Source organism: Streptomyces sp. NBC_00554, from assembly GCF_041431135.1.
GTDB lineage: Bacteria > Actinomycetota > Actinomycetes > Streptomycetales > Streptomycetaceae > Streptomyces.
This window is the reverse complement of sequence record NZ_CP107799.1, coordinates 9,407,981-9,427,207: the sequence shown is the minus strand read 5'-3', so window position 1 is coordinate 9,427,207 and position 19,227 is coordinate 9,407,981. Positions and strand designations below refer to the sequence as shown.

15 protein-coding genes are annotated in these 19,227 nt (G+C 71.5%); 7 read left to right on the top strand and 8 right to left on the bottom strand.

The window, feature by feature from the left end; genetic code table 11:
- Positions 1-64: 64 nt before the first annotated feature.
- Positions 65-1,450: an MFS transporter gene (locus tag OG266_RS41900; RefSeq protein ID WP_371552107.1), complete on the top strand. Its 1,386-nt coding sequence runs from the start codon at positions 65-67 to the stop codon at positions 1,448-1,450.
- 58 nt (positions 1,451-1,508) lie between these two features.
- Here OG266_RS41900 and OG266_RS41895 read toward each other — a convergent pair whose 3' ends face one another.
- The 4 genes from OG266_RS41895 to lnt form a co-directional block, all read right to left on the bottom strand.
- Positions 1,509-3,455 (bottom strand): helix-turn-helix domain-containing protein, encoded by a 1,947-nt coding sequence (locus OG266_RS41895; RefSeq protein WP_371552106.1) that lies wholly within the window; start codon positions 3,453-3,455, stop codon positions 1,509-1,511.
- Between the two features lie 76 nt (positions 3,456-3,531).
- A complete protein-coding gene (locus OG266_RS41890; protein WP_371552105.1) occupies positions 3,532-4,332 on the bottom strand; it encodes a 3-hydroxybutyrate dehydrogenase in 801 nt (266 codons plus the stop codon).
- A 60-nt stretch (positions 4,333-4,392) separates the two neighbouring features.
- Positions 4,393-4,866: an NUDIX domain-containing protein gene (locus tag OG266_RS41885; protein ID WP_371552104.1), complete on the bottom strand. Its 474-nt coding sequence runs from the start codon at positions 4,864-4,866 to the stop codon at positions 4,393-4,395.
- Positions 4,867-4,921: 55 nt separating this feature from the next.
- A complete protein-coding gene (lnt, locus tag OG266_RS41880) occupies positions 4,922-6,535 on the bottom strand; it encodes an apolipoprotein N-acyltransferase (RefSeq protein WP_371552103.1) in 1,614 nt (537 codons plus the stop codon).
- Positions 6,536-6,787: 252 nt separating this feature from the next.
- Between lnt and OG266_RS41875 the strand changes: the two genes are divergently transcribed.
- Complete coding sequence (locus OG266_RS41875; protein WP_266469750.1) at positions 6,788-7,873, top strand: O-antigen ligase; 1,086 nt, start codon at positions 6,788-6,790, stop codon at positions 7,871-7,873.
- 24 nt (positions 7,874-7,897) lie between these two features.
- Here OG266_RS41875 and OG266_RS41870 read toward each other — a convergent pair whose 3' ends face one another.
- Together OG266_RS41870 and OG266_RS41865 are read right to left on the bottom strand one after the other, a co-directional pair.
- Entirely contained in the window at positions 7,898-8,443 is a 546-nt protein-coding gene (locus tag OG266_RS41870) for a hypothetical protein (RefSeq protein WP_266469748.1), read from the bottom strand.
- 141 nt (positions 8,444-8,584) lie between these two features.
- Positions 8,585-9,370, bottom strand: coding sequence for a glutamate racemase (locus OG266_RS41865; RefSeq protein WP_371552102.1), 786 nt, complete (start codon positions 9,368-9,370; stop codon positions 8,585-8,587).
- Positions 9,371-9,428: 58 nt separating this feature from the next.
- Here OG266_RS41865 and OG266_RS41860 point away from each other — a divergent pair, with 58 nt between their 5' ends.
- Positions 9,429-10,604 (top strand): glycosyltransferase, encoded by a 1,176-nt coding sequence (locus tag OG266_RS41860; protein ID WP_371552101.1) that lies wholly within the window; start codon positions 9,429-9,431, stop codon positions 10,602-10,604.
- Positions 10,605-10,608: 4 nt separating this feature from the next.
- On the opposite strand, the gene OG266_RS41855 is transcribed toward OG266_RS41860, so the two are convergent.
- Complete coding sequence (locus OG266_RS41855) at positions 10,609-11,889, bottom strand: TerD family protein (protein ID WP_371552100.1); 1,281 nt, start codon at positions 11,887-11,889, stop codon at positions 10,609-10,611.
- 293 nt (positions 11,890-12,182) lie between these two features.
- Between OG266_RS41855 and OG266_RS41850 the strand changes: the two genes are divergently transcribed.
- The 4 genes from OG266_RS41850 (at position 12,183) to OG266_RS41835 (ending at position 16,889) form a co-directional block, all read left to right on the top strand.
- Entirely contained in the window at positions 12,183-12,626 is a 444-nt protein-coding gene (locus tag OG266_RS41850) for a DUF6643 family protein (protein WP_266469742.1), read from the top strand.
- Between the two features lie 44 nt (positions 12,627-12,670).
- Positions 12,671-13,498, top strand: a complete 828-nt coding sequence (locus OG266_RS41845) for an MOSC domain-containing protein (RefSeq protein WP_371552099.1) — start codon at positions 12,671-12,673, stop codon at positions 13,496-13,498.
- 188 nt (positions 13,499-13,686) lie between these two features.
- Positions 13,687-14,295: a hypothetical protein gene (locus OG266_RS41840; RefSeq protein ID WP_371552098.1), complete on the top strand. Its 609-nt coding sequence runs from the start codon at positions 13,687-13,689 to the stop codon at positions 14,293-14,295.
- 158 nt (positions 14,296-14,453) lie between these two features.
- Positions 14,454-16,889 (top strand): right-handed parallel beta-helix repeat-containing protein, encoded by a 2,436-nt coding sequence (locus OG266_RS41835; protein ID WP_371553157.1) that lies wholly within the window; start codon positions 14,454-14,456, stop codon positions 16,887-16,889.
- On the opposite strand, the gene OG266_RS41830 is transcribed toward OG266_RS41835, so the two are convergent.
- Positions 16,859-19,225: a hypothetical protein gene (locus tag OG266_RS41830; RefSeq protein ID WP_371552097.1), complete on the bottom strand. Its 2,367-nt coding sequence runs from the start codon at positions 19,223-19,225 to the stop codon at positions 16,859-16,861. The two genes, OG266_RS41835 and OG266_RS41830, sit on opposite strands and share 31 nt — an antisense overlap.
- Between the last annotated feature and the right edge of the window lie 2 nt (positions 19,226-19,227).

The following is a 19,227-nucleotide window of genomic DNA, read 5'->3' as shown; positions in this document are numbered from 1 at the left end:
CGTGCTGCTTTCTACGTTGTGCCGGTACGTACACGTCCCCGCCCAACGCCTGGAAGTGGTGCACATGGCCTCCGCAGCAACCGCTCCCCCACCACCGGCCAGCCTCAAGCGCATCGTCGCCGCGAGCCTGATCGGCACCACCATCGAGTGGTACGACTTCTTCCTCTACGGCTCGGCAGCCGCGCTCGTCTTCAACAAGCTGTTCTTCCCCGGCTCCGACCCGCTCGTCGGCACATTGCTGTCCTTCCTGACGTACGCCGTGGGGTTCGCGGCCCGGCCGCTGGGCGCGCTTGTCTTCGGGCACTTCGGCGACCGGCTCGGCCGTAAGAAGCTGCTGGTGCTGAGCCTGCTGCTGATGGGCGGGGCCACCTTCGCGATCGGTCTGCTGCCCACGCACGCGACCATCGGCGCGGCGGCGCCGGTGCTGCTCACCGTTCTGCGGCTGGTGCAGGGCTTCGCGCTCGGCGGGGAGTGGGGCGGCGCCGTCCTGCTGGTGTCCGAGCACGGTGACGCGAAGCGGCGCGGATTCTGGGCCTCATGGCCGCAGACGGGGGCGCCCGCCGGACAGCTTCTGGCGACCGGCGTGCTCTCGCTGCTGACCGCCACGCTGTCGGACGCCGCCTTCGTCTCCTGGGGCTGGCGCATTCCGTTCCTGCTCTCCGGCGTCCTGGTGATCGTCGGTTTGTGGATACGTCTGTCTGTCGATGAATCCCCCGTTTTCAAGCAGGCGTTGGCACAGGCCCAGGCTCGCAGGGCGGAGCAGCCGGCCGACGTGGAGAAGCTGCCGCTGGTCTCCGTGCTGCGTCATCACTGGCGTGATGTGCTGGTCGCGATGGGCGCCCGCATGGCGGAGAACATCAGCTACTACGTGATCACCGCCTTCATCCTCGTGTACGCCACCACGTCGGCCGGCGTGTCCAAGCAGACGGCCCTCAACGCCGTACTCATCGCGTCCGCGGTGCACTTCGCGGTCATCCCGGCCTGGGGCGCGCTCTCGGACCGGGTCGGCCGCAGGCCCGTCTATCTGCTGGGCGCCGCCGGAATCGGCCTGTGGATGTTCCCGTTCTTCTCCCTCATCGACACCGGCGGTTTCGGGAACATGGTCCTCGCCGTCACCGTGGGCCTGGTGCTGCACGGCGCCATGTACGCGCCCCAGGCCGCCTTCTTCTCCGAGATGTTCGCGACGCGGATGCGCTACTCCGGAGCCTCCATCGGCGCCCAGTTCGCCTCCGTCGCGGCGGGCGCGCCCGCACCGCTCATCGCGACCGCGCTGCTGTCCGACTACGGCAGCTCCACCCCGATCTCCCTGTACGTGATCGGGGCGGTCGTGGTGACACTGATCGCGGTGGGAGTCGCCAAGGAGACACGGCACCGCGATCTGTCGGACATGGAGCCCTCCGCCGCGGAGTTGCCGACGACGGCCCCGGCAGTTGACGCGCGTACGGCGTGATCCCCGCCCCAACCGACCCCCGTCGCCCATGTGCGTGCGGGGGTCGAGGCCGTGCGGCTCAGTGTGGTGCGGTGGACGACAACCGGTGCAGCCGCAGGGCGAGTTGGACCTCCAGGGCGCGGGCCGGGCTCTGCCAGTCGTCCCCGAGCAGCCGGCCCACGCGCTCCAGCCGCTGCGCGACCGTGTTCACGTGCACATGCAGGTCGTCCTTGGTCCGTGCCGGACTCATGCCGCACGCAAAGTACGCGTCGAGGGTGCGCAGCAGGTCGGTACCACGTCGTTCGTCGTACGCGACGACCTGGCCGACGGTGCGGTCGACGAAGCCGGAGATGTCGCGGTCGCCGGCGAGCAGCAGCCCCAGGAATCCGAAGTCTTCGGCGGCGGCGCCGTCTCCGGCGCGGCCGAGCAGGCGCAGAGCGTCCAGGCAGCGCTGTCCCTCCGCATAGGCCGCGGCCACGGCGCCCGGGCGGGTGGCGAGTTGCTGGACGAGCTGCTCGACGGGCGCGGAGGCGCCGACAGTGACCTTCTCGTGCACGGCGGTGCCCAGGTGCTTGGCCGTGCGACGGGCCAGGTCCGTCGCGGTGTCGCCGGGGCGGAGGGGCAGCAGCAGGACGGTGCCGCCGTCGCGGGCCGCGGCGAGTCCGTGCCGGGTGGTGGCCAGATGGGAGGCGGCGGACCACAGGCGTCTGCGGGCGGCCGCCTCCTGGTCGGCGTCGGCGGCCGGTGCCTCGAGCCGGGCGGCCAGCACCACATGGGTGCCGTCGAGATCGGCGCGCAGTCGGGCGGCACGCTCGCGCAACAGGCGCGGGTCGCGGTCGCGGGCGTCCAGGAGGTCGTCCAACAGCTCGCCGCGGACGCGCTGTTCGGCCTCCGAGGCCGAGCGTCTTGCGAGCAGCAGGAGTGAGGTGACCATCGCGGCGCGTTCCAGGGTGCGTTGGTCGACGGGGTCGAGTCCCGGATGGCCGCGCAGCACCAGGGCGCCGAGCAGCTCGCCTCCGGCCGCCACGGCGGCGACCCAGTCGTACCCGTGTCGCACCGCGTGGCCCTCGGCCCGGGATGTCTCCAGAGCGGCGGCGGGTGCGGCGCCGGACTCGGTGAACTCGACCGTGCCGTCGAGGACTTCGGACACCGCGGCGGCCACGTCATGGACTCCGCCGCCGCGCAGCACGAGTTCGGCGAGCCGGTCGTGGACGTCGGACGCGCGCTCGATCACTCCGCTGCGGTCGCGGATGATCTCGTTGGCGCGGCCCAGCCGGTCGAGGGCCGAGCGGGTCTCCGTGAGCCAGTTCGCCGTGTCGATGGCCGCGGCGGCGAGGGCCGCGAACGAACCGAGGAGGGCGATCTGCTCCCGCTCGAAGACCCGTGCGCGGCGGTCCGCGGCGAACAGCACGCCGATGACCTGGGGCCCGATCATCAGAGGCACACCGAGGATCGCGACCAGGCCTTCGTCCCGTACGCCCGCGTCGATGGTCCGGGTGTGCTGGAACCGCTCGTCCTTGAAGTAGTCGTCGGTGACATAGGGGCGGGCTGTCTGCGCGACGAGCCCGCCGAGCCCTTCGCCCATGCCGAGCCGCAACTGCTGGAAGCGCGCGGCGACGGAGCCCTCGGTGACTCTCATATAGGTGTCGCCCCTGCCCTCGTCGTTCAGGCTGAGATACGCGACGTCGGTGCCGAGCAGTGACCGGGCCCGCTGCACGATCGCCTGCAGCACGGCGTCGAGGTCGCGCAGGCCCGCCAGATCGTGGGCGGTCTCGAAGAGCGCGGAGAGCTCCGCCTCGCGGCGGCGCCGTCCCTCCATCTCCGAGCGCACGCGCAGCGCGAGCAGTTTTGCCTGTTCGAGGGCGGCGACGCGCTCGGGCGGGCGGCCCTCGGCGCGGGCGAGCAGCACGGGCTGCTCGTACGCGTCGGCGGACGCGCCTCTGGCCAGCAGCTCCAGAAACGGCGCCTCGGCGCTGTCGGCTGCGGGCTCGGCGGGCTCGGCGGACTGCGTGTGATCGCGGGACATGCTCCCAGGATCACCCATCGGCGGATCGGCGCCGCCGGCCTGTGGATAACTCACGATAGGCACCCGTCGCACCCGCTCAGTGAGCGGTCCAGCCGCCGTCCAGCGCCAACGAGGTACCGGTGATGAACGACGCCTGCGGACCGCACAGATACGCGACCGCCTCGGCGACCTCCTCCGGTTCGATGAGGCGCTTGACCGCGCTGTCCTGGAGCAGTACTTCGGCGAGTACCCGCTCCTCCGGGATCCCGTGCGCTGCTGCCTGGTCGGCGAGCTGCTTCTCGACCAGGGGGGTACGCACATAGGCGGGGTTCACACAGTTCGAGGTGACTCCATGGGGGGCGCCTTCCAGGGCGGCGGTCTTGGAGAGCCCTTCCAGGCCATGTTTTGCGGCTACATACGCCGACTTGAACGCCGATGCGCGCAGCCCATGCACGGACGACACATTGACGATGCGGCCCCAGCCCTGCCCGTACATATGCGGCAGCGCGCCGCGGATGAGCCGGAACGGTGCCTCCAGCATCACGGTGAGCACGGTGTGGAAGACGTCGGGCGGGAACTCCTCGATGGGGCGGACCAGTTGCAGCCCGGCGTTGTTCACGAGGATGTCGGTGCCCTCGGCGGCCTGCTCCGCCGCGTCGAGGTCGGTGAGGTCGAGGACGTGCGGCTCGACGGTGCCCGCGAGACCCTGGGCCAGGTCGGCGAGCGTGTGCAGACCCGCGGCGTCCCGGTCGACCGCTCGCACCTTGGCCCCGGCGGCGGCGAGCCGCAGCGCGCAGGCACGGCCGATACCGCCGGCGGCACCGGTGACGAGCGCGGTACGGCCACCGTGGTCGAGTGCGGAGGCTGGGGTTCCCGGGTGGGGGCTGGGCGAGGTCATGTCTCGACCCTAAGCAGCGCCCGGGCCCCAACCGATGTGGTCATCCCACACACTTCACACTCAGGTCGTAGGGTCAAACCATGTGGGTGCGTCGGACAGTGCCTGCTTGATCCGAAGCTGGCAGAACTCGTTCAGCTCCGGCAGTGCGTCCACGTCGAACCAGCCGACGTCCAGCGACTCGTCGTCGTTGACACGCGCCTCACCGCCGACAGCCCGGCACCGGAACGTGATGTCCATGTACTGACAGATGTCGCCGTTCCCGTAGGTCACCGGCGCAAGGGCCTGGACGAGCACGACCCGCTCGACGACGCATCGCACCGCCGTCTCCTCGAAGACCTCCCGCACCGCTGCGGCAGCGGGCTGCTCCCCCGGGTCGGGGATGCCACCGATCACCGACCACTTGCGTGTGTCGGAGCGGCGCCCCAGCAGCACTCTGCCCGCGTCGTCGAAGACGATGGCGGTGACTCCGGGCAGCCAGAGCAGCTGGTGACCGGCGGTGGCCCGGATCGTGTGGATGAAGTCAGGAGTAGCCATGCACCGACCCTAACGGCCCTGTTCCGCAGCTCCGTTGCGGTCCGGGAACGCCACGCTAAACACTGTTGTCGCGTCGTCCGCGCACCGTCGTCGCCACCGCCCAGCCGAGCCCGCCCGCCGCGATCAGCACCAGGAGCATCTCGGGAAGGATCCCGAGCCGCGTGGCAGGGGTCTCCGAGGAGCGCAGCGGCACCTTCTGGACGAGCGAGTCCGCCACGAACATCCCGGTCTTCTGGGTGATCTTCCCGTCCGGCATGATGATGGCGCTGACGCCGCTGGTCACCGGCACCGTGACGGTGCGGCTGTGCTCCACGGCGCGGACGCGGGACATGGCGAGCTGCTGGTAGGTCATCTCGCTGCGGTCGAAGGTCGCGTTGTTGCTGGGCACCGAGATCATCTGGGCGCCGTCCGTGACGGTGTCCCGCACGGCCCAGTCGAAGGCGGCCTCGTAGCAGGTGGCGAGGCCGACCTTGGTGCCGTCCATCGTGAACACGCCCGCCTTGGTGCCGCGGCTGAAGTCCTGGCTGACCATGGACGTCCAGTTGCTGTTGATGGCCCCGATGAGCGAACGCAGCGGGAGGTACTCGCCGAAGGGCTGGACCTGCCGCTTGTCGTAGGTGTCGACCGCGCCCTTGTCCGGGTCCCAGAGGATCTGCTCGTTGTAGAGCTTGCCGTCCCGCTCGACGACACCGCCGACCGAGATGGGGGCGTCGATCGCCTTGGCCGCGGCGTCGATCACGACGCGCGCGTCGGGGTTGGTGAACGGGTCGATGTCCGAGGAGTTCTCCGGCCACAGCACGAAGTCGGGCTGGGCGACCTTGCCCGCCTTGACCTCGGCGGCAAGCCGCTCGGTCTCCCGCGCGTGGTAGTCGAGCACGGCACGTCGCTGGGCGTTGAACTCCAGCCCCGCACGCGGCACATTGCCCTGGATGACCGCGACGGTCGCCGTGCCGTCCTCGGCCTTGTCACTCACCAGCGACCGCGCTGCGAGCGCTCCGGCCACGGGGACGACGATGCTGAGCAGTGCCACCGCGGCGGCACCGCGCCGCACTACCCGGGTGCGGCGGCCCTCGAGAACCAGGCGCACGACGTCGTACAGCCCGAAGCCACAGAGCACGACCGCGAAGCCGAGCACCGGCGTGCCGCCCACCGCGGCGAGCGGAAGGAAGACACCGTCCGCCTGCCCGAAGGCGATCTTTCCCCAGGGGAACCCGCCGAACGGCACGCGCGCGCGTGCCGCCTCGCCCGCGATCCACAGCGTCGCCGCCCACAGGGGCCAGCCCGGCAGCCGGGAGACGGCGGTGATACCGGCGGCGACAAGTGCGACGAACACCGATTCCGCGATGACGAGAGCGATCCACGGCCCGGGGCCGACCTCGACACCGGTCCACACCAGCAGCGGCAGCAGGAACCCCAGACCGAACAGATAGCCGAGCCCGAGACCCGCCTTCCAGGTTCGTCCGCGCAGCGTCCAGGCGAAGACCGCGAAGGCCGGAAGGGCCAGCCACCACAGAGTGCGCGGCGGGAAGCTGACGTACAGCAGCACGCCGGAGAGCACCGCGGAGGCGGCCGGAACGAGACGGCGGGCGAGTCTGGCCCCACGCGATTCGGGCGCGGCCTGGGGTTCGAGCTGCTCCGGCTCGTCTACGGATGTCGCGGTGGCGGTCACTCCGGGAGTGTACGGCGCGTGACCTGGGCACCGACAGCGCGGTCCATCCCGTGGGAGCCGACAGCCCGGCGGAAAACCGCGGCCCGGCGGAGCGCTCCCCCCTCGCATCTGCCGCAACGTTCCTGCGCAACTTGTCCACAAACTGGCGCATCACCCGTTACGGTGTGCCCGAGCCTCTGACGTGCGGCCGGAAGCGGCCTCGACGGCCGGGGCCCGTCACAGTCGGGGGGCGACGGGGTGGGGTCCACGAGGATGACTTCTGCGGCCGATCCCGCGGCCGCGGGCGACAGACGCAACGCATCCGACGTCGCGGGCGTGATCGTGCTCGCGGCGTGCGCGATCTGGTCCTTGGTCACGGCGGGCGCGCACGACGGCCGGCCCGAGGGCGTACTCCTGGCGATACTCGCCGTGGCAGCCGGTTACGCCTCCGGACGGATCCTCGGGGCTCTGCTGCCGGTCGCAGCGCCCTGCGCGGGCGCGCTCGCCGGACTCGGCCTCGCGGTCACCGCCCCGCACACCACTCCCGGCCCGCAGATCACCTCGCCGCTCGGACACAGTGGCGCCACGGCCGCGCTGCTGATCCTCTCCGCCGGAGCCGCCTGCTGCGCGGCCTGGGCCGCCCGCCCGCTGGTGCTGCGCTTCGCACTGCGGCTGCTGGCCGCCGGGATCGTGGTGACCGCGGCGGTGCTGGGGTCGACCACGGGAGTCGTCTTGTGCACGGGGGTGCTGTTGTGCTCCCTCGCCGCCGCCCGCATGCGCCGCCGCGCCCTGGGACTGGCCGGCCTCGCGCTCACCACCGCCCTGGTGACGGGAACGACCTGGGCGATCGCCGAGAACGTGCTGCCGGACGGCCTGACCGCCGCTTTGGAAGGGCCACTCACCCAGCACCGGGTCCTGCTCTGGCGCGACGCGCTGCACCTGGCCCGCGAGTATCCGGCTCTTGGCGCCGGCCCCGGGCGCTACGGGGAACTCGGCCCGACGGTCACGCAGTCGCTGTTGCCCGATGGCAAGCCCCACTCCGCGCCTCTGCAGCAGGCGGCCGAGCAGGGCGTGATCGGCGTGGCACTCCTCGCGGCGGTGTTCTGCTGGGTCCTGTACGCGCTGTGGCGCACGCGGCGTCCCACACCGATCGCACTCACGGCGGGCGCGGCCCTGACCGCTCTGGCCGTCGTCGCGTCGGTCGGCAACGCCCTGAGCTTCACCACGGTGACGGCCGGCGCGGGCCTGCTGGCCGGCTTCGCCACGTCACGACCGCTGTCCGAGGAGGTGCCGGAACTCATCGTCGACACGGGTGGTGTGCCCCCGGCAACCGCCTTCAGCCGCGACGCAGGGGACTGATCAGCCGTAGGACAGGCGGCTGGGTCAGAGCGCCGTGCCTGGCGTGGTCGCGCGCAGGTGGTCGCGGATGATCCGTACGGCCGCCTCCGCGTTGTCCACCGTGATCGTGAACGTATGGCCGTCCCCGAGGAGGAGCACCACGCCCTCGCCACGCCGGACGATGACCGCGGTCCCCATCTCGGGCCGCCAGCGGTAGCCCCAGCCGCCCCACTGGCGGGGGGTGACCGAGGGCGCGAAATCGGCGCCGACGACATTCGAGAGCGGGATGCGGCGACGCGGCAGCCCTATGTGGCCGCAGCGCACTTCGAGGGAGTCCTTGTCGACCTTCACGGCGACATGCACGAATGCGAGCGTGCCGAAAAGGATCAGCAGTCCTGCCGCGATGCAGCCGACGACGGACATGACTAGCGGGGCACTGCCCGACGTCCACGCGGAGTCGACGGCCAGCTCGATGCCGAGCGCGATGCACGCGGCCCCGCCGAGCGCGGGCAGCCACTGGACACGGTTGGTCGCGCGCCCTGTCCAGATGGCCGGGTGCGAGGTCTTTTTGCCGTGGGGGTGGTCCCTCATGGCAATGAGACTACTCAGGTTCCGCACTACGGGCACTGGGTTGCGGAGCGTTACTGCTCCGGGTGGACATTCTTCGTACGCAAGGCGTCCGTTTCGTGACCGAGGGTGTCCGAACGGAGGGTGTTCACCGGTGACCGACGGTCAGTGCGCGGGGGTGACCGCGGACAGGAGGCGGCCTTCCTCGTAGGCCAGCGCGGCAGTGGGAAGCGCGCCCTCGTGGCCGCTGAGGAGCACGGTGAGAGAACCGACGGCGGGGGCCTCCGGGTCCGCGACCTCGCCGATCCGGCGCAGCGCCTGGGCGGCGACCGCTCCGGCGGAGGCGTGCAGGACGAGCGGCGGCAGGCCGGGCTGCTGCACGGCGTCGCGGATGCGGTCGGCGACCAGCTCGTAATGGGTGCAGCCCAAGACAACGGCCCTTACATCGTCGGGGGTGCGAGCGGCGGCCGCGGCGATCGCGGCGTCGACGGCCTCCTGGTCCGCGTGCTCCACGGCTTCGGCGAGACCGGGGCAGGCCACCTCGGTGACGTCCACTCCGTCCGCGAACTCGCGGATGAGACCCCGCTGGTAGGGGCTGCCGGTGGTGAGGGGCGTGGCCCAGATCGCGACGGGTCCGCCGCCTGCCGCGGCCGGTTTGATCGCCGGGACGGTGCCGATGACGGGCACCCCCGGCTCCAGACGGGCGCGCAGCGCGGGCAGGGCGCGCACGGAGGCGGTGTTGCAGGCGACGATCAGCGCGTCCGGGTGGTGCTGCGCGGCGGCCTCGGCGACGGCGAGGGCCCGTGCGGTGACGTCTTCCGCTGTGCGAGGTCCCCAGGGCATGCTGCCGGGGTCCGAGGAGAGGATGAGATCGGCGTCGGGCCGCAGGCGGCGTACCGCGGCAGCGGCGGCGAGCAGTCCCGTACCGGAGTCCATGAGCGCGATCTTCACCCGGTCACCATAGACGATCCGCCTCAACGGGCCGCTGGGGTGGGGCAGACTGCGGCGGGTGAGCGCCGTTGTGTGGACCGCTGTCGGATCACTGGCCGCCTGGCTGTGGCTGCTGCTCGGCCAGGGCTTCTTCTGGCGTACGGATGTGAGACTGCCGCCGCGCGAGGAGCCTGACGACTGGCCCTCCGTCTGTGTCGTCGTACCGGCGCGTGACGAGGCCGCCGTGCTGCCGGACAGCCTGCCCTCGCTCCTCGCACAGGACTATCCGGGGCGGGCCGAAATCTTCCTCGTGGACGACGGCAGCTCGGACGGCACCGGGGAGCTGGCCCGTGAGCTGGCGCGGCTGCACGGCGGGCTGCCGCTCACCGTCGGCTCGCCCGGGGAACCGCCCGCGGGCTGGACGGGCAAGCTCTGGGCGGTGCGCCACGGCATCGGTCTGGCACGCGCGCGTGCACCCGAATATCTGCTGCTGACGGACGCCGACATCGCCCATGCGCCGGACAGCCTGCGGGAGTTGGTGGCGGCGGCGCGCACCGGTGGCTTCGACCTGGTCTCGCAGATGGCCCGGCTGCGGGTGGAAAGCGTGTGGGAGCGGCTCGTCGTACCCGCCTTCGTCTACTTCTTCGCCCAGCTCTATCCCTTCCGCCGGATCGCCGTACGGGGCTCACGCACGGCTGCCGCGGCGGGCGGCTGCGTCCTGCTGCGTGCGGACGCGGCCGAGCGGGCGCGGATTCCGGACGCCATCCGCCATGCCGTCATCGACGACGTCGCGCTCGCGAGGGCGGTCAAGGGGGGTGGCGGCCACATCTGGCTGGGGCTGGCGGAGCGAGTGGACAGCGTCCGCCCGTATCCGCGCCTGCACGACCTGTGGCGGATGGTCTCGCGCAGCGCGTACGCCCAGCTGCGGCACAATCCGCTGCTGCTCGCCGGGACGGTCGCCGGCCTCGCCGTCGTCTACCTGGTGCCACCGATCGCGCTCTTCGTGGGCCTCGCCACGGGGAGTGTGTGGGCGGCGACGGCCGGGGGGCTCGCCTGGCTGCTGATGACGGCGACGTATCTGCCGATGCTGCGCTACTACCGGCAGCCCCTGTGGTTGGCTCCGCTGCTGCCCGTCACGGCGTTCCTGTATCTCCTCATGACGGTCGATTCCGCGGTGCAGCACTACAGGGGGCGAGGCGCCGCCTGGAAGGGCCGCACCTACGCCCGTCCCGACACCGCCCTGGACGAGAGCTGACCGCTCACTTCCTGCCGGGGGTCCAGTTCATGCCCCACCCGTAGGCGTAGTCGACGGTGCGCTGGGGGCTCACTCCGCGCTCGGGGACCAGGAACCGGGCCTCACGCTGGACGATCAGATCGCCGCCGTTGCTGGTGATGAGGGCGAGGGCGCAGACGGTCGAGGGCACTGTGCACTCACCGAGCGAGAAGTCGATCGGCGCACCGTTCAGCGGCTGGAGGGTGACCGTGGCGTTCAGGTCGGCGAAGGAACGTGCTCCTTCGTAGATGGTCACGAAGATGAGGATGCGCCGGAAGCTCTGCTTGTGGTCGAGGTTGATGGACAGGTTCTCGCCGCTCGCCGACGCACCGGTGCGGTCGTCGCCGTCGAGATGGATGTACGGCGGCTGGTGCAGCGCTCCGTAGGCGTTGCCGAGCGCCTGGACGACTCCCTTGCGGCCGTCGGACAGCTCGTACAGCGCGCAGAGGTCGAGGTCGAGATCCGCGTGCATCGCGACGGCCCGGCCCAGCTTGCTGCCCCACCCCGAGAACTGCTTGCGCACCTCCCAGTTGAGGTTCACGCGCATGGCGCCGGACGTGCCGCCCTGCTTGCTCAGCGAGACCGACGGGGCCTCCTTGGTGAGCGTGACCTTGGTCAGGCGCACCGGGGTCGGAGGTGCCGTCGGCGGGACGGGCGGCGGCGTGGGGACGGGCTGGGCAGCGGGCCGCGCCATGGTCACCGGCGGAGCCGCGGGCGGTGCCGCGGGCGGTGCCGCGTGCTGCGGTTCGTCCACCGTGATCCCGTAATCCGTGGCCAGCCCTTCCAGACCGCTGCTGTACCCCTGTCCGACGGCGCGGAACTTCCAGGCGCCCTGGCGCCGGTAGAACTCGCCGAGCACGAACGCGGTCTCGACGGTCGCGTCGGCGCTGTCGAAACGGGCGACCTCGGTGCCGCGCTGCGCGTCGAGCACCCGGACGTACAGTCCGGGCACCTGCCCGAAGGGGCCGCCGTCCGTGGAGGCGGCCAGCACCACGGTCTCGATCGTGGGCTCCACGCGCGCGAGGTCGACGAGCAGTGTGTCGGTCACCTGGCCGCCCGCGTCCCGCTTGCCCTCGTGCCGCACGGCGCCGGAGGAATGCTCCGGCTGGTTGTAGAAGACGAAATCGCCGTCAGAACGGACCCTTCCGGAGACCAGCAGCAGCGCGGAGGCATCCGCGTCGGGCACTCCTGGTCCTGAACGCCATCCCAATTCGACGCGCAAGGCGGTCGTCGGCACGGGAACATTCGATCCCTTAGGCATTGACATGTACGCCCCCATCACATGCTCTCCGCGCCGGGCCGCGCCTCGGGCAGTCCGCCGACTCCACTCCCGCCAAACCTAATCCCCCGCGTACCGAACTCCCATGATCCGCACCGGAAGATCGGTGGTCAACCGCCGGTAACCTCCCAGGCACTCGGCCTTTACACGATCTGAACGCGCTTCGGTGCCCTTTTTTGCCGAGTTCGCTCGCATTGGGGATCCCGCGTCACTGCCGACACGGAAAACAACCCTCTTATCGGTCTCCCCAACCAGCACATCGTGGGCTTAACTTATGTGCCATGACCTCCCCCCGCTCCACCTATGGCGGCGGTTACTACTCCGCGCCGTCCTTCCCGGACACCCCGATCTACGACTCGCTCGTCGCCGAGCGGGGGACTCCCCAGATCGCCCCGATCCGGGTCCCCGCCGCCTACGACACGGGCAACCACCTGCCCGCGCTTCCTTCGGCACTTCCCGCCCTGCCGGCCGGACCCTCGTATCAGGCCCAGGCCCCGATGTACGGCTACCCGCAGGCCCAGCAGCCCGCACCGCTGCAGCAGGCCCCCGCGCCCTACATTCCGCAACAGGCCGGTGCCCCGCGCGGCTACCCGGGCGCCCAGCCCCAGCAGCAGCGCCCGATGGCGCCCGGCACGGGCTACGAGGCGATGCGCCCCGCAGCCCCCCGTCCCACTCCGGCTCCTTACCAGGATCCGTACAACGGCCAGCAGTACCGCGGGTACTGAGGCTTTCGCACCGGATTGTCGGTGCCTGCTGGCAAGATTGCGTCATGGGGAACGCGGAGCTGCACTCGATTCATGTCCATCCGGTCAAGGCGTTCAGGGGCCAGGAGCCCCGGGAAGCCCTGGTGGAGCCCTGGGGGCTGGCCGGAGACCGACGCTGGGTGCTGATCGACGACGGGGGAAAGGTCGTCACGCAACGCCAGCAGCCTCGTCTGGCGCTGGCCGCCGCCGAGCTTCTGCCCGGCGGCGGCGTTCGTCTGTCCGCATCGGGCCGTGAGCCGGTGACCGTCCCCTTGCCGGAGCCGATGGGCACGACGACGCTGAACATTTTCGGGACCAAGGTGGAAGCGGTCCTCGCCAACGACACCGCGCACGACTGGTGCAGCGACTATCTGGGCGCGGACGTGCGCCTCCTGCACATGGACGACCCCGCCACCCGCCGCCCCATCGACGACCCTCCGCACGCCTTGCCGGGCGAGACCGTCAGTCTCGCCGACGGCTACCCGCTGCTGCTCACCACGCTGGCCTCGCTCGACGCCCTCAACTCCCTCATCGCCCAGGGCGATCACGCGGACGAGGGTCCGCTGCCCATGAACCGTTTCCGGCCGAACGTGGTCGTGGCGGGCACGGCGGCCTGGGCCGAGGACGACTGGTCGCGGATCGCCATAGGCGCGGTCAACTTCCGGGTCGCCAAGATGTGCGGAAGGTGCGTCGTCACCACTACCGACCAGGGCACCGCCCAGCGCGGCAAGGAGCCGCTGCGGACCCTCGGGCGCCACCGCCGCTTCGGGGACCGGCTGGTCTTCGGGCAGAACCTGGTGCCGGAGTCCGTGGGCACGGTGCGGATCGGCGACGCGGTCACCGTCCTCGAATAACCCGCCCGGCCAAGTTCCGTGAATAGGCCACGCACATCGGGAACCCGGCTCCCAGGCACGGTCGTTGAGACTTCGTGAGAAGTTCATAAAAGGCCCAGGGCGGGGTGATTTCGCTCTCTCTTCCCCGGACTCGACGAGCGAACGACTCCGCGGTGGGTTATCACGGAAGCGGAAGGGGGTGCGGAACGGTGCGAGCAATCGGCGGACTCTGGCGTTGGCGGCACAACCCGCTGCGCCGCAGGACCGATCTGGTCGAGGCCTGGCTGGCCCTGGCCGCCATCGTGCTGATCCTGGCTGTCGCCCCTCTCGTCGGAGCCGCTGTCGGAGCCTCCGCCCAGAGCGCCCTGCAGCAGTCCGTACAGGACCAGCGCGAGGCCCGCCACGAAGTGGTGGCCACAGTCGTCAAGAAGGCGGCCCGCAACCCGCTGCTCGACCCGGACCCCGAGACAGCCTCGGGACGGGACTCCCACAGCCGTGTAGTGGCCAACTGGACGGCACCGGACGGCACCGCACAGCACGGCACGGTGACGGCCGCCATCAAGTCCCCAGCACCCGGGGACCACTTCACGATCTGGACCGACCCGCACGGCCGAATAGTGGGCCGCCCGCTGGACGGTGCCACCGCGACGACACACGCCGTGCTGGCCGGGTTCGGCGCGGCCGTGCTGGCCGTGGGACTCGTCGAGGGCGGCAGGCGGCTGATCGTCTGGCGCATGGTCCTTCGCCGGTACGCCCGTTGGGACCGTGCCTGGGACAAGGCGGGGCCCGACTGGGGCAGGACCGGCGCGGGCAGCTGACAGCCTTCCCACTCCGGTCAACCCGGTGTCCCCGCGCACGCTACGGTGGACCGGCGGAGGTCTTCGGCACCGTCGTGAGAGGCTTTCCGTCATGCCGACGGGCTTTCCGGTCGGCCTCGCAGGACCCGCGTATGACGAGGTGGGGACAGAACAGCGCCATGGCACAGGGCACGGTCCAGGTGACGCACACCGGCACCTCGCGGTGGCGGCGCCGCACGGGTGAGTACGCATCGCTGGCCGCCGCCCTGGAGGCGGCGGGCGACGGTGACGTTCTCACTGTCGCTCCGGGCACCTACCGCGAGAATCTGGTGGTCGAGCGCGCGGTGACGTTGCGCGGCCCCGAAGGCTCCCCCGGTTCCGTGCGCATCGCGCCGGTCGACGGAGTGCCGCTGACCGTGCGCGCCTCCGCCGTGGTCCAGGACCTGCATGTGGAGGGCCAGGACTCCGCCTCGCCCGCGCTGCTCGTCGAGGAGGGCACCCCCGAACTGCTCGACGTGCGGATCGTCACGCGCTCCGCCGCCGGGATCGAGGTGCGCGGCGGTGCCCGCCCGACCGTGCGCCGCTGCACGGTCGATAATCCGGCCGGTATCGGCATCGCCGTACTGGACGGCGGTGGTGGGGTGTTCGAGGAGTGCGAGGTCGTCGCGGCAGGCCAGTCGGGCGTGGCGGTCCGCGGAGGCGGCCGTCCGCGTCTGGAGCGCTGCCGGGTGCACCACGCCTCCGGAGCGGGCCTGTCGGCGACCGGCGAGGGCTCCTCGCTGGAGGCCGTCGGCTGCGAGGTGTACGAGGTCAAGGGCTCCGGAGTGCAGATCACCGGGCGCGCCACGGCACATCTCACCGACTGCGATGTGCACCGTACGACCGGGGACGGCATCACCCTCGACACGGACGCGGTCCTCACGCTCGCCGACTGCCGCATCCACGACATCCCGGAGAACGCGGTCGACCTGCGCTCACGCTCGGTCCTCACGCTGACGCGCACCACCGTGCGGCAGTTCGGGCGCAACGGCCTGTCGGTCTGGGACCCGGGCACGCGTGTGGACGCCAACCAGTGCGAGATCTTCGACAGCACGGGCGACTACCCCGCGGTGTGGATCAGCGACGGTGCCACGGCCGTGCTCGACTCGTGCCGGGTGCACGACGTGCCGGACGCCCTGTTCGTCCTCGACCGCGGTTCACGCGCGGACGTCGTCGACTGCGACCTGTCGCAGGTGCGGAACACGGCCGTGTCGGTGAGTGACGGCGCGACGGCGCAGCTCGACGACTGCCGTATCCGGGACGCCGCGACGGGCGCCTGGTTCCGCGACCACGGCAGCGGCGGCACCCTGTCCGGCTGCACCGTGGACGGCACCCAGACCGGCGTGATCGTCACCAAGGGCGCCGATCCGACCATCGAGCGCTGCACGGTCACCTCACCCGCCGAGGCGGGCTTCTATGTGTCGGCGGGCGGCCGGGGCAGCTTCCTCAACTGCCGGGTGACGGACAGCGGGGGTTACGGCTTCCATGTGATCGACGGCTGCCGCGCGACCCTGAAGAAGTGCCGCACCGAGCGGTGCGCGCGCGGGGGTTTCGACTTCGCCGACGCCGGCACCGCACCGGGCGCGGGCGACGGACCGGTCGTGGAGGACTGTACGAGCGACGAGAGCGCGGGACTGCGGTCCCCGGCGCACGAGACCGCCGTACAGACGTCGAGCGCCTCCGCGGGACTGCTGGGCGCGATCCCGGGCCAGCGCACCACCGAGCAGGAGCCCCTCGTCGCCGCGCAGGAGCCCGAGCAGCCGACGCGTTCACCGAAGGCCGTCCTCGGTGAACTCGACGCGCTGGTGGGCCTGGAGAGCGTCAAGCGCGAGGTGCGGGCCCTGACCGACATGATCGAGGTGGGCCGCCGCCGCCAGCTGGCGGGCCTCAAGGCGGCCTCCGCCCGGCGGCATCTGGTCTTCACCGGCTCCCCCGGCACCGGCAAGACCACGGTCGGACGGCTGTACGGCGAGATCCTCGCCTCGCTCGGTGTCCTGGAGAAGGGACATCTCGTCGAGGTGTCCCGCGTGGACCTGGTAGGCGAGCACATCGGTTCCACGGCGATCCGTACGCAGGAGGCGTTCGACAAGGCGCGCGGCGGGGTCCTGTTCATCGACGAGGCGTACGCGCTGTCGCCGGAGGACTCGGGCCGCGACTTCGGGCGTGAGGCCATCGACACGCTGGTCAAGCTGATGGAGGACCACCGGGAGGCGGTGGTCGTGATCGTGGCGGGCTACACCGCCGAGATGGAGCGGTTCCTCACCGTCAACCCCGGTGTGGCGTCCCGCTTCTCACGGACCATCACCTTCAGCGACTACGACCCCGACGAGCTGCTGCGGATCGTGGAGCAGCAGGCCGAGGAGCACGAGTACCAACTGGCCCCGGGGGCACCCGAGGCGCTGCTGAAGTACTTCACGGCGATCCCCAAGGGGCCGGCTTTCGGCAACGGCCGCACCGCGCGGCAGACGTTCGAGTCGATGGTCGAGCAGCACGCGGGGCGGGTCGCCCAGCTGGAGGAGCCGAGCAAGGACGACCTCACCCTGCTCTACTCGGAGGATCTGCCGGACCTGCCCTGAGGCGCGCCGTCGTCCCCCGCGCGCGGGACCGGCACGTCCGGCGTCAGCCGCGCCAGCAGTTGACCCCGCTCCTCGGCGAACGCCGGGTCCGCCTGGTAGTCGGAGTGGCCCAGGATCGGCGCGGGCAGCGGGTGCTGAGCGGTGCGTCCATAGGCGAGCGGATCCTTGAGGGGCTCGCGGTCGACCTGGGGACCGCAGTCGCCGGGCAGCTGGACGCCGCCGCCGATGGGGTCGGTCGGCCGGTAGAGATTGCGCCAGCAGGCGACCTCGCGGTGCAGGGAACTGAGGGCGGCCGGGCCGAAGTGGGCCGGGAACCAGCGCCCGTACAGGCGTTCCAGCGGTGAGCCGTAGGTGAGGAGCGCGACCCGTTTGCGTACGGACGGCTTCAGCTGCCAGGCCGCCGCGGCGGCCAGCACGCTGCCCTGGGAGTGCCCGGAGATCACGAGCCGCCCGCCGGTGGCGCGGGTCCAGGTCGCCATGCGCCAGGTCAGGTCGGGCACGGCGCGCTCGGCGTAGCAGGGCGGCGCGAAGGGGTGGGCGGCGCGCGGCCAGAAGGTGCCGACATCCCAGAGGATGCCGATGGTGCGGCGGGCCGCCGGGTCCTTGTAGGCGCGGCGGCCCCAGGTGACGAACAGTATGAAGCCGAGGCCGATCAGCCAGGAGCCGAGCGCCTGCGCGGTCTCCGCGGCGCCCTGGACGAAGGCGTACGTCCCTCGCGCGGCCTCGCTCGGCGGGTCCTCGGTCGCCAGCGCGCCCGCGAGAGCACCGGCGCCGAGCAGCCACGTCACGGACGCGATGACGGCGACCATGAGGGGCGCTCTGTCGGTGAGGGAGGCCATCGCGCGTGTGTTCGCGATGCGGCGCGTACGGGCGGGGTCCTTGGCCGCCCCCTCGTAGTCGAGCTCCACGCCGCCCATCTCCCGGTTTCGCAGCTGCCAGGTGCGCCAGGCCAACCAGCCGATGAGAAACGCGAGCACGACGAGCACCGCGGGGATCGTGGAGGCCTGCCAGGTCAGCAGGACGGGTGGGCCCGGGATCGAGCTCCGGGTGCCGTCCAGCCAGTCGGCGACACGCTGGGCCACCCCGCCGGACATCACACCGCCCAGCGCGCAGGCCAGCATCGCGACGGCGGGGCCGGCCAGACCACGCATCGCGGTGCGCGTGTCGGGTCGCGCGCGGAACAGGATGTGGGCCACCACGCCGAGCGCGATGACGAGTACGCCCTCAAAGAGCGCGATGCCGCCGAAGGTCATGTCGCCGGGCAGCCGCCCCTCCGAGTGCCAGCCGGGCCGCGACCAACCGGCGTACAGCAGGGTCAGGACCAGCAGGATGACGGAGCCCATGGGCAGCAGGCGCACCAGTGACCGGTCGAGTTCCTTGTCGAGACGGTTCTCGCTGCGGCCCCTGCGGCACACCACCCACAGCACGACGGCGAAGCCCGCGACGAGGGTCACTTCCAGGAGCCGGCCCAGAGTGTCCAGCACGGCGGGGCCGCCCGACGCGTGGTCGTAGCGCGCCGCGGAGGTGCCGACCGCCGCCGCGACCGTCAGCAGGCCCGCGGCGGTGTGTGCGGCGCGCAGCCGGGCCACCAGGCGGCGCCCGTACCAGAACCCGGGCCGGCCGAGCCCCGTCCGGCCGGTCTCCTCGTCGGGCTCGGCCTTGCGGGACATCGGCTGCTGCGACTCGTACGCGCTCCAGGTGCGGTGGGACAGGTACCAGAGGAGGCCGGTCAGCGCGGTGGGCACCAGGCAGGCCAGGACGAGGCGGCGGCCCGGTTGGCTCCACCAGCCGTCGTCGGACGCGTCCGGTGAGAGGAACGCCAGCCAGGAGTGCTCCTCGGCGCACGCGCGCGTGCCCGCGCACTGCCAGGCGGCCAGGTCTAGGGCGACCTCGCAGGCGGCGGCGACCAGGAGCACCGTGAGGGTGAGTCCGGCCAGGCGGACGAGCAGGCCGTACAGGCGGACCGTGCGCTTGCGGCCGCGGGTGGTGGGGCGCATCCAGTGCGCGAGGTTGACCACCATGAAGGGCAGCAGTAACAGCCACAGGGCGCGGGAGCCGTTGCCGGACGTGAGGTTGCACCACACGTAGGCCTCGGGCACCGGTTGGCCGCGGTCGGCGTCTGGACGCTGCTCCGCGTCGGCGTCCGCGATGCGCCGGTAGACGGCCGCCGTGTCGTCGCCGGTGACACGGACTGTCCGGGGGTCGTCGAGCATCTCCTCCGGTGAGGCGCCGCCGACTCCGTGAACCAGGAGTTCAAGGGCTGTCGCAGCCGCTTCGGGCCGCTGTGCGGGGCTGCCGAGCTCCCCCGTCGAACCGTTTTCCCGTGCACGTTCCACTG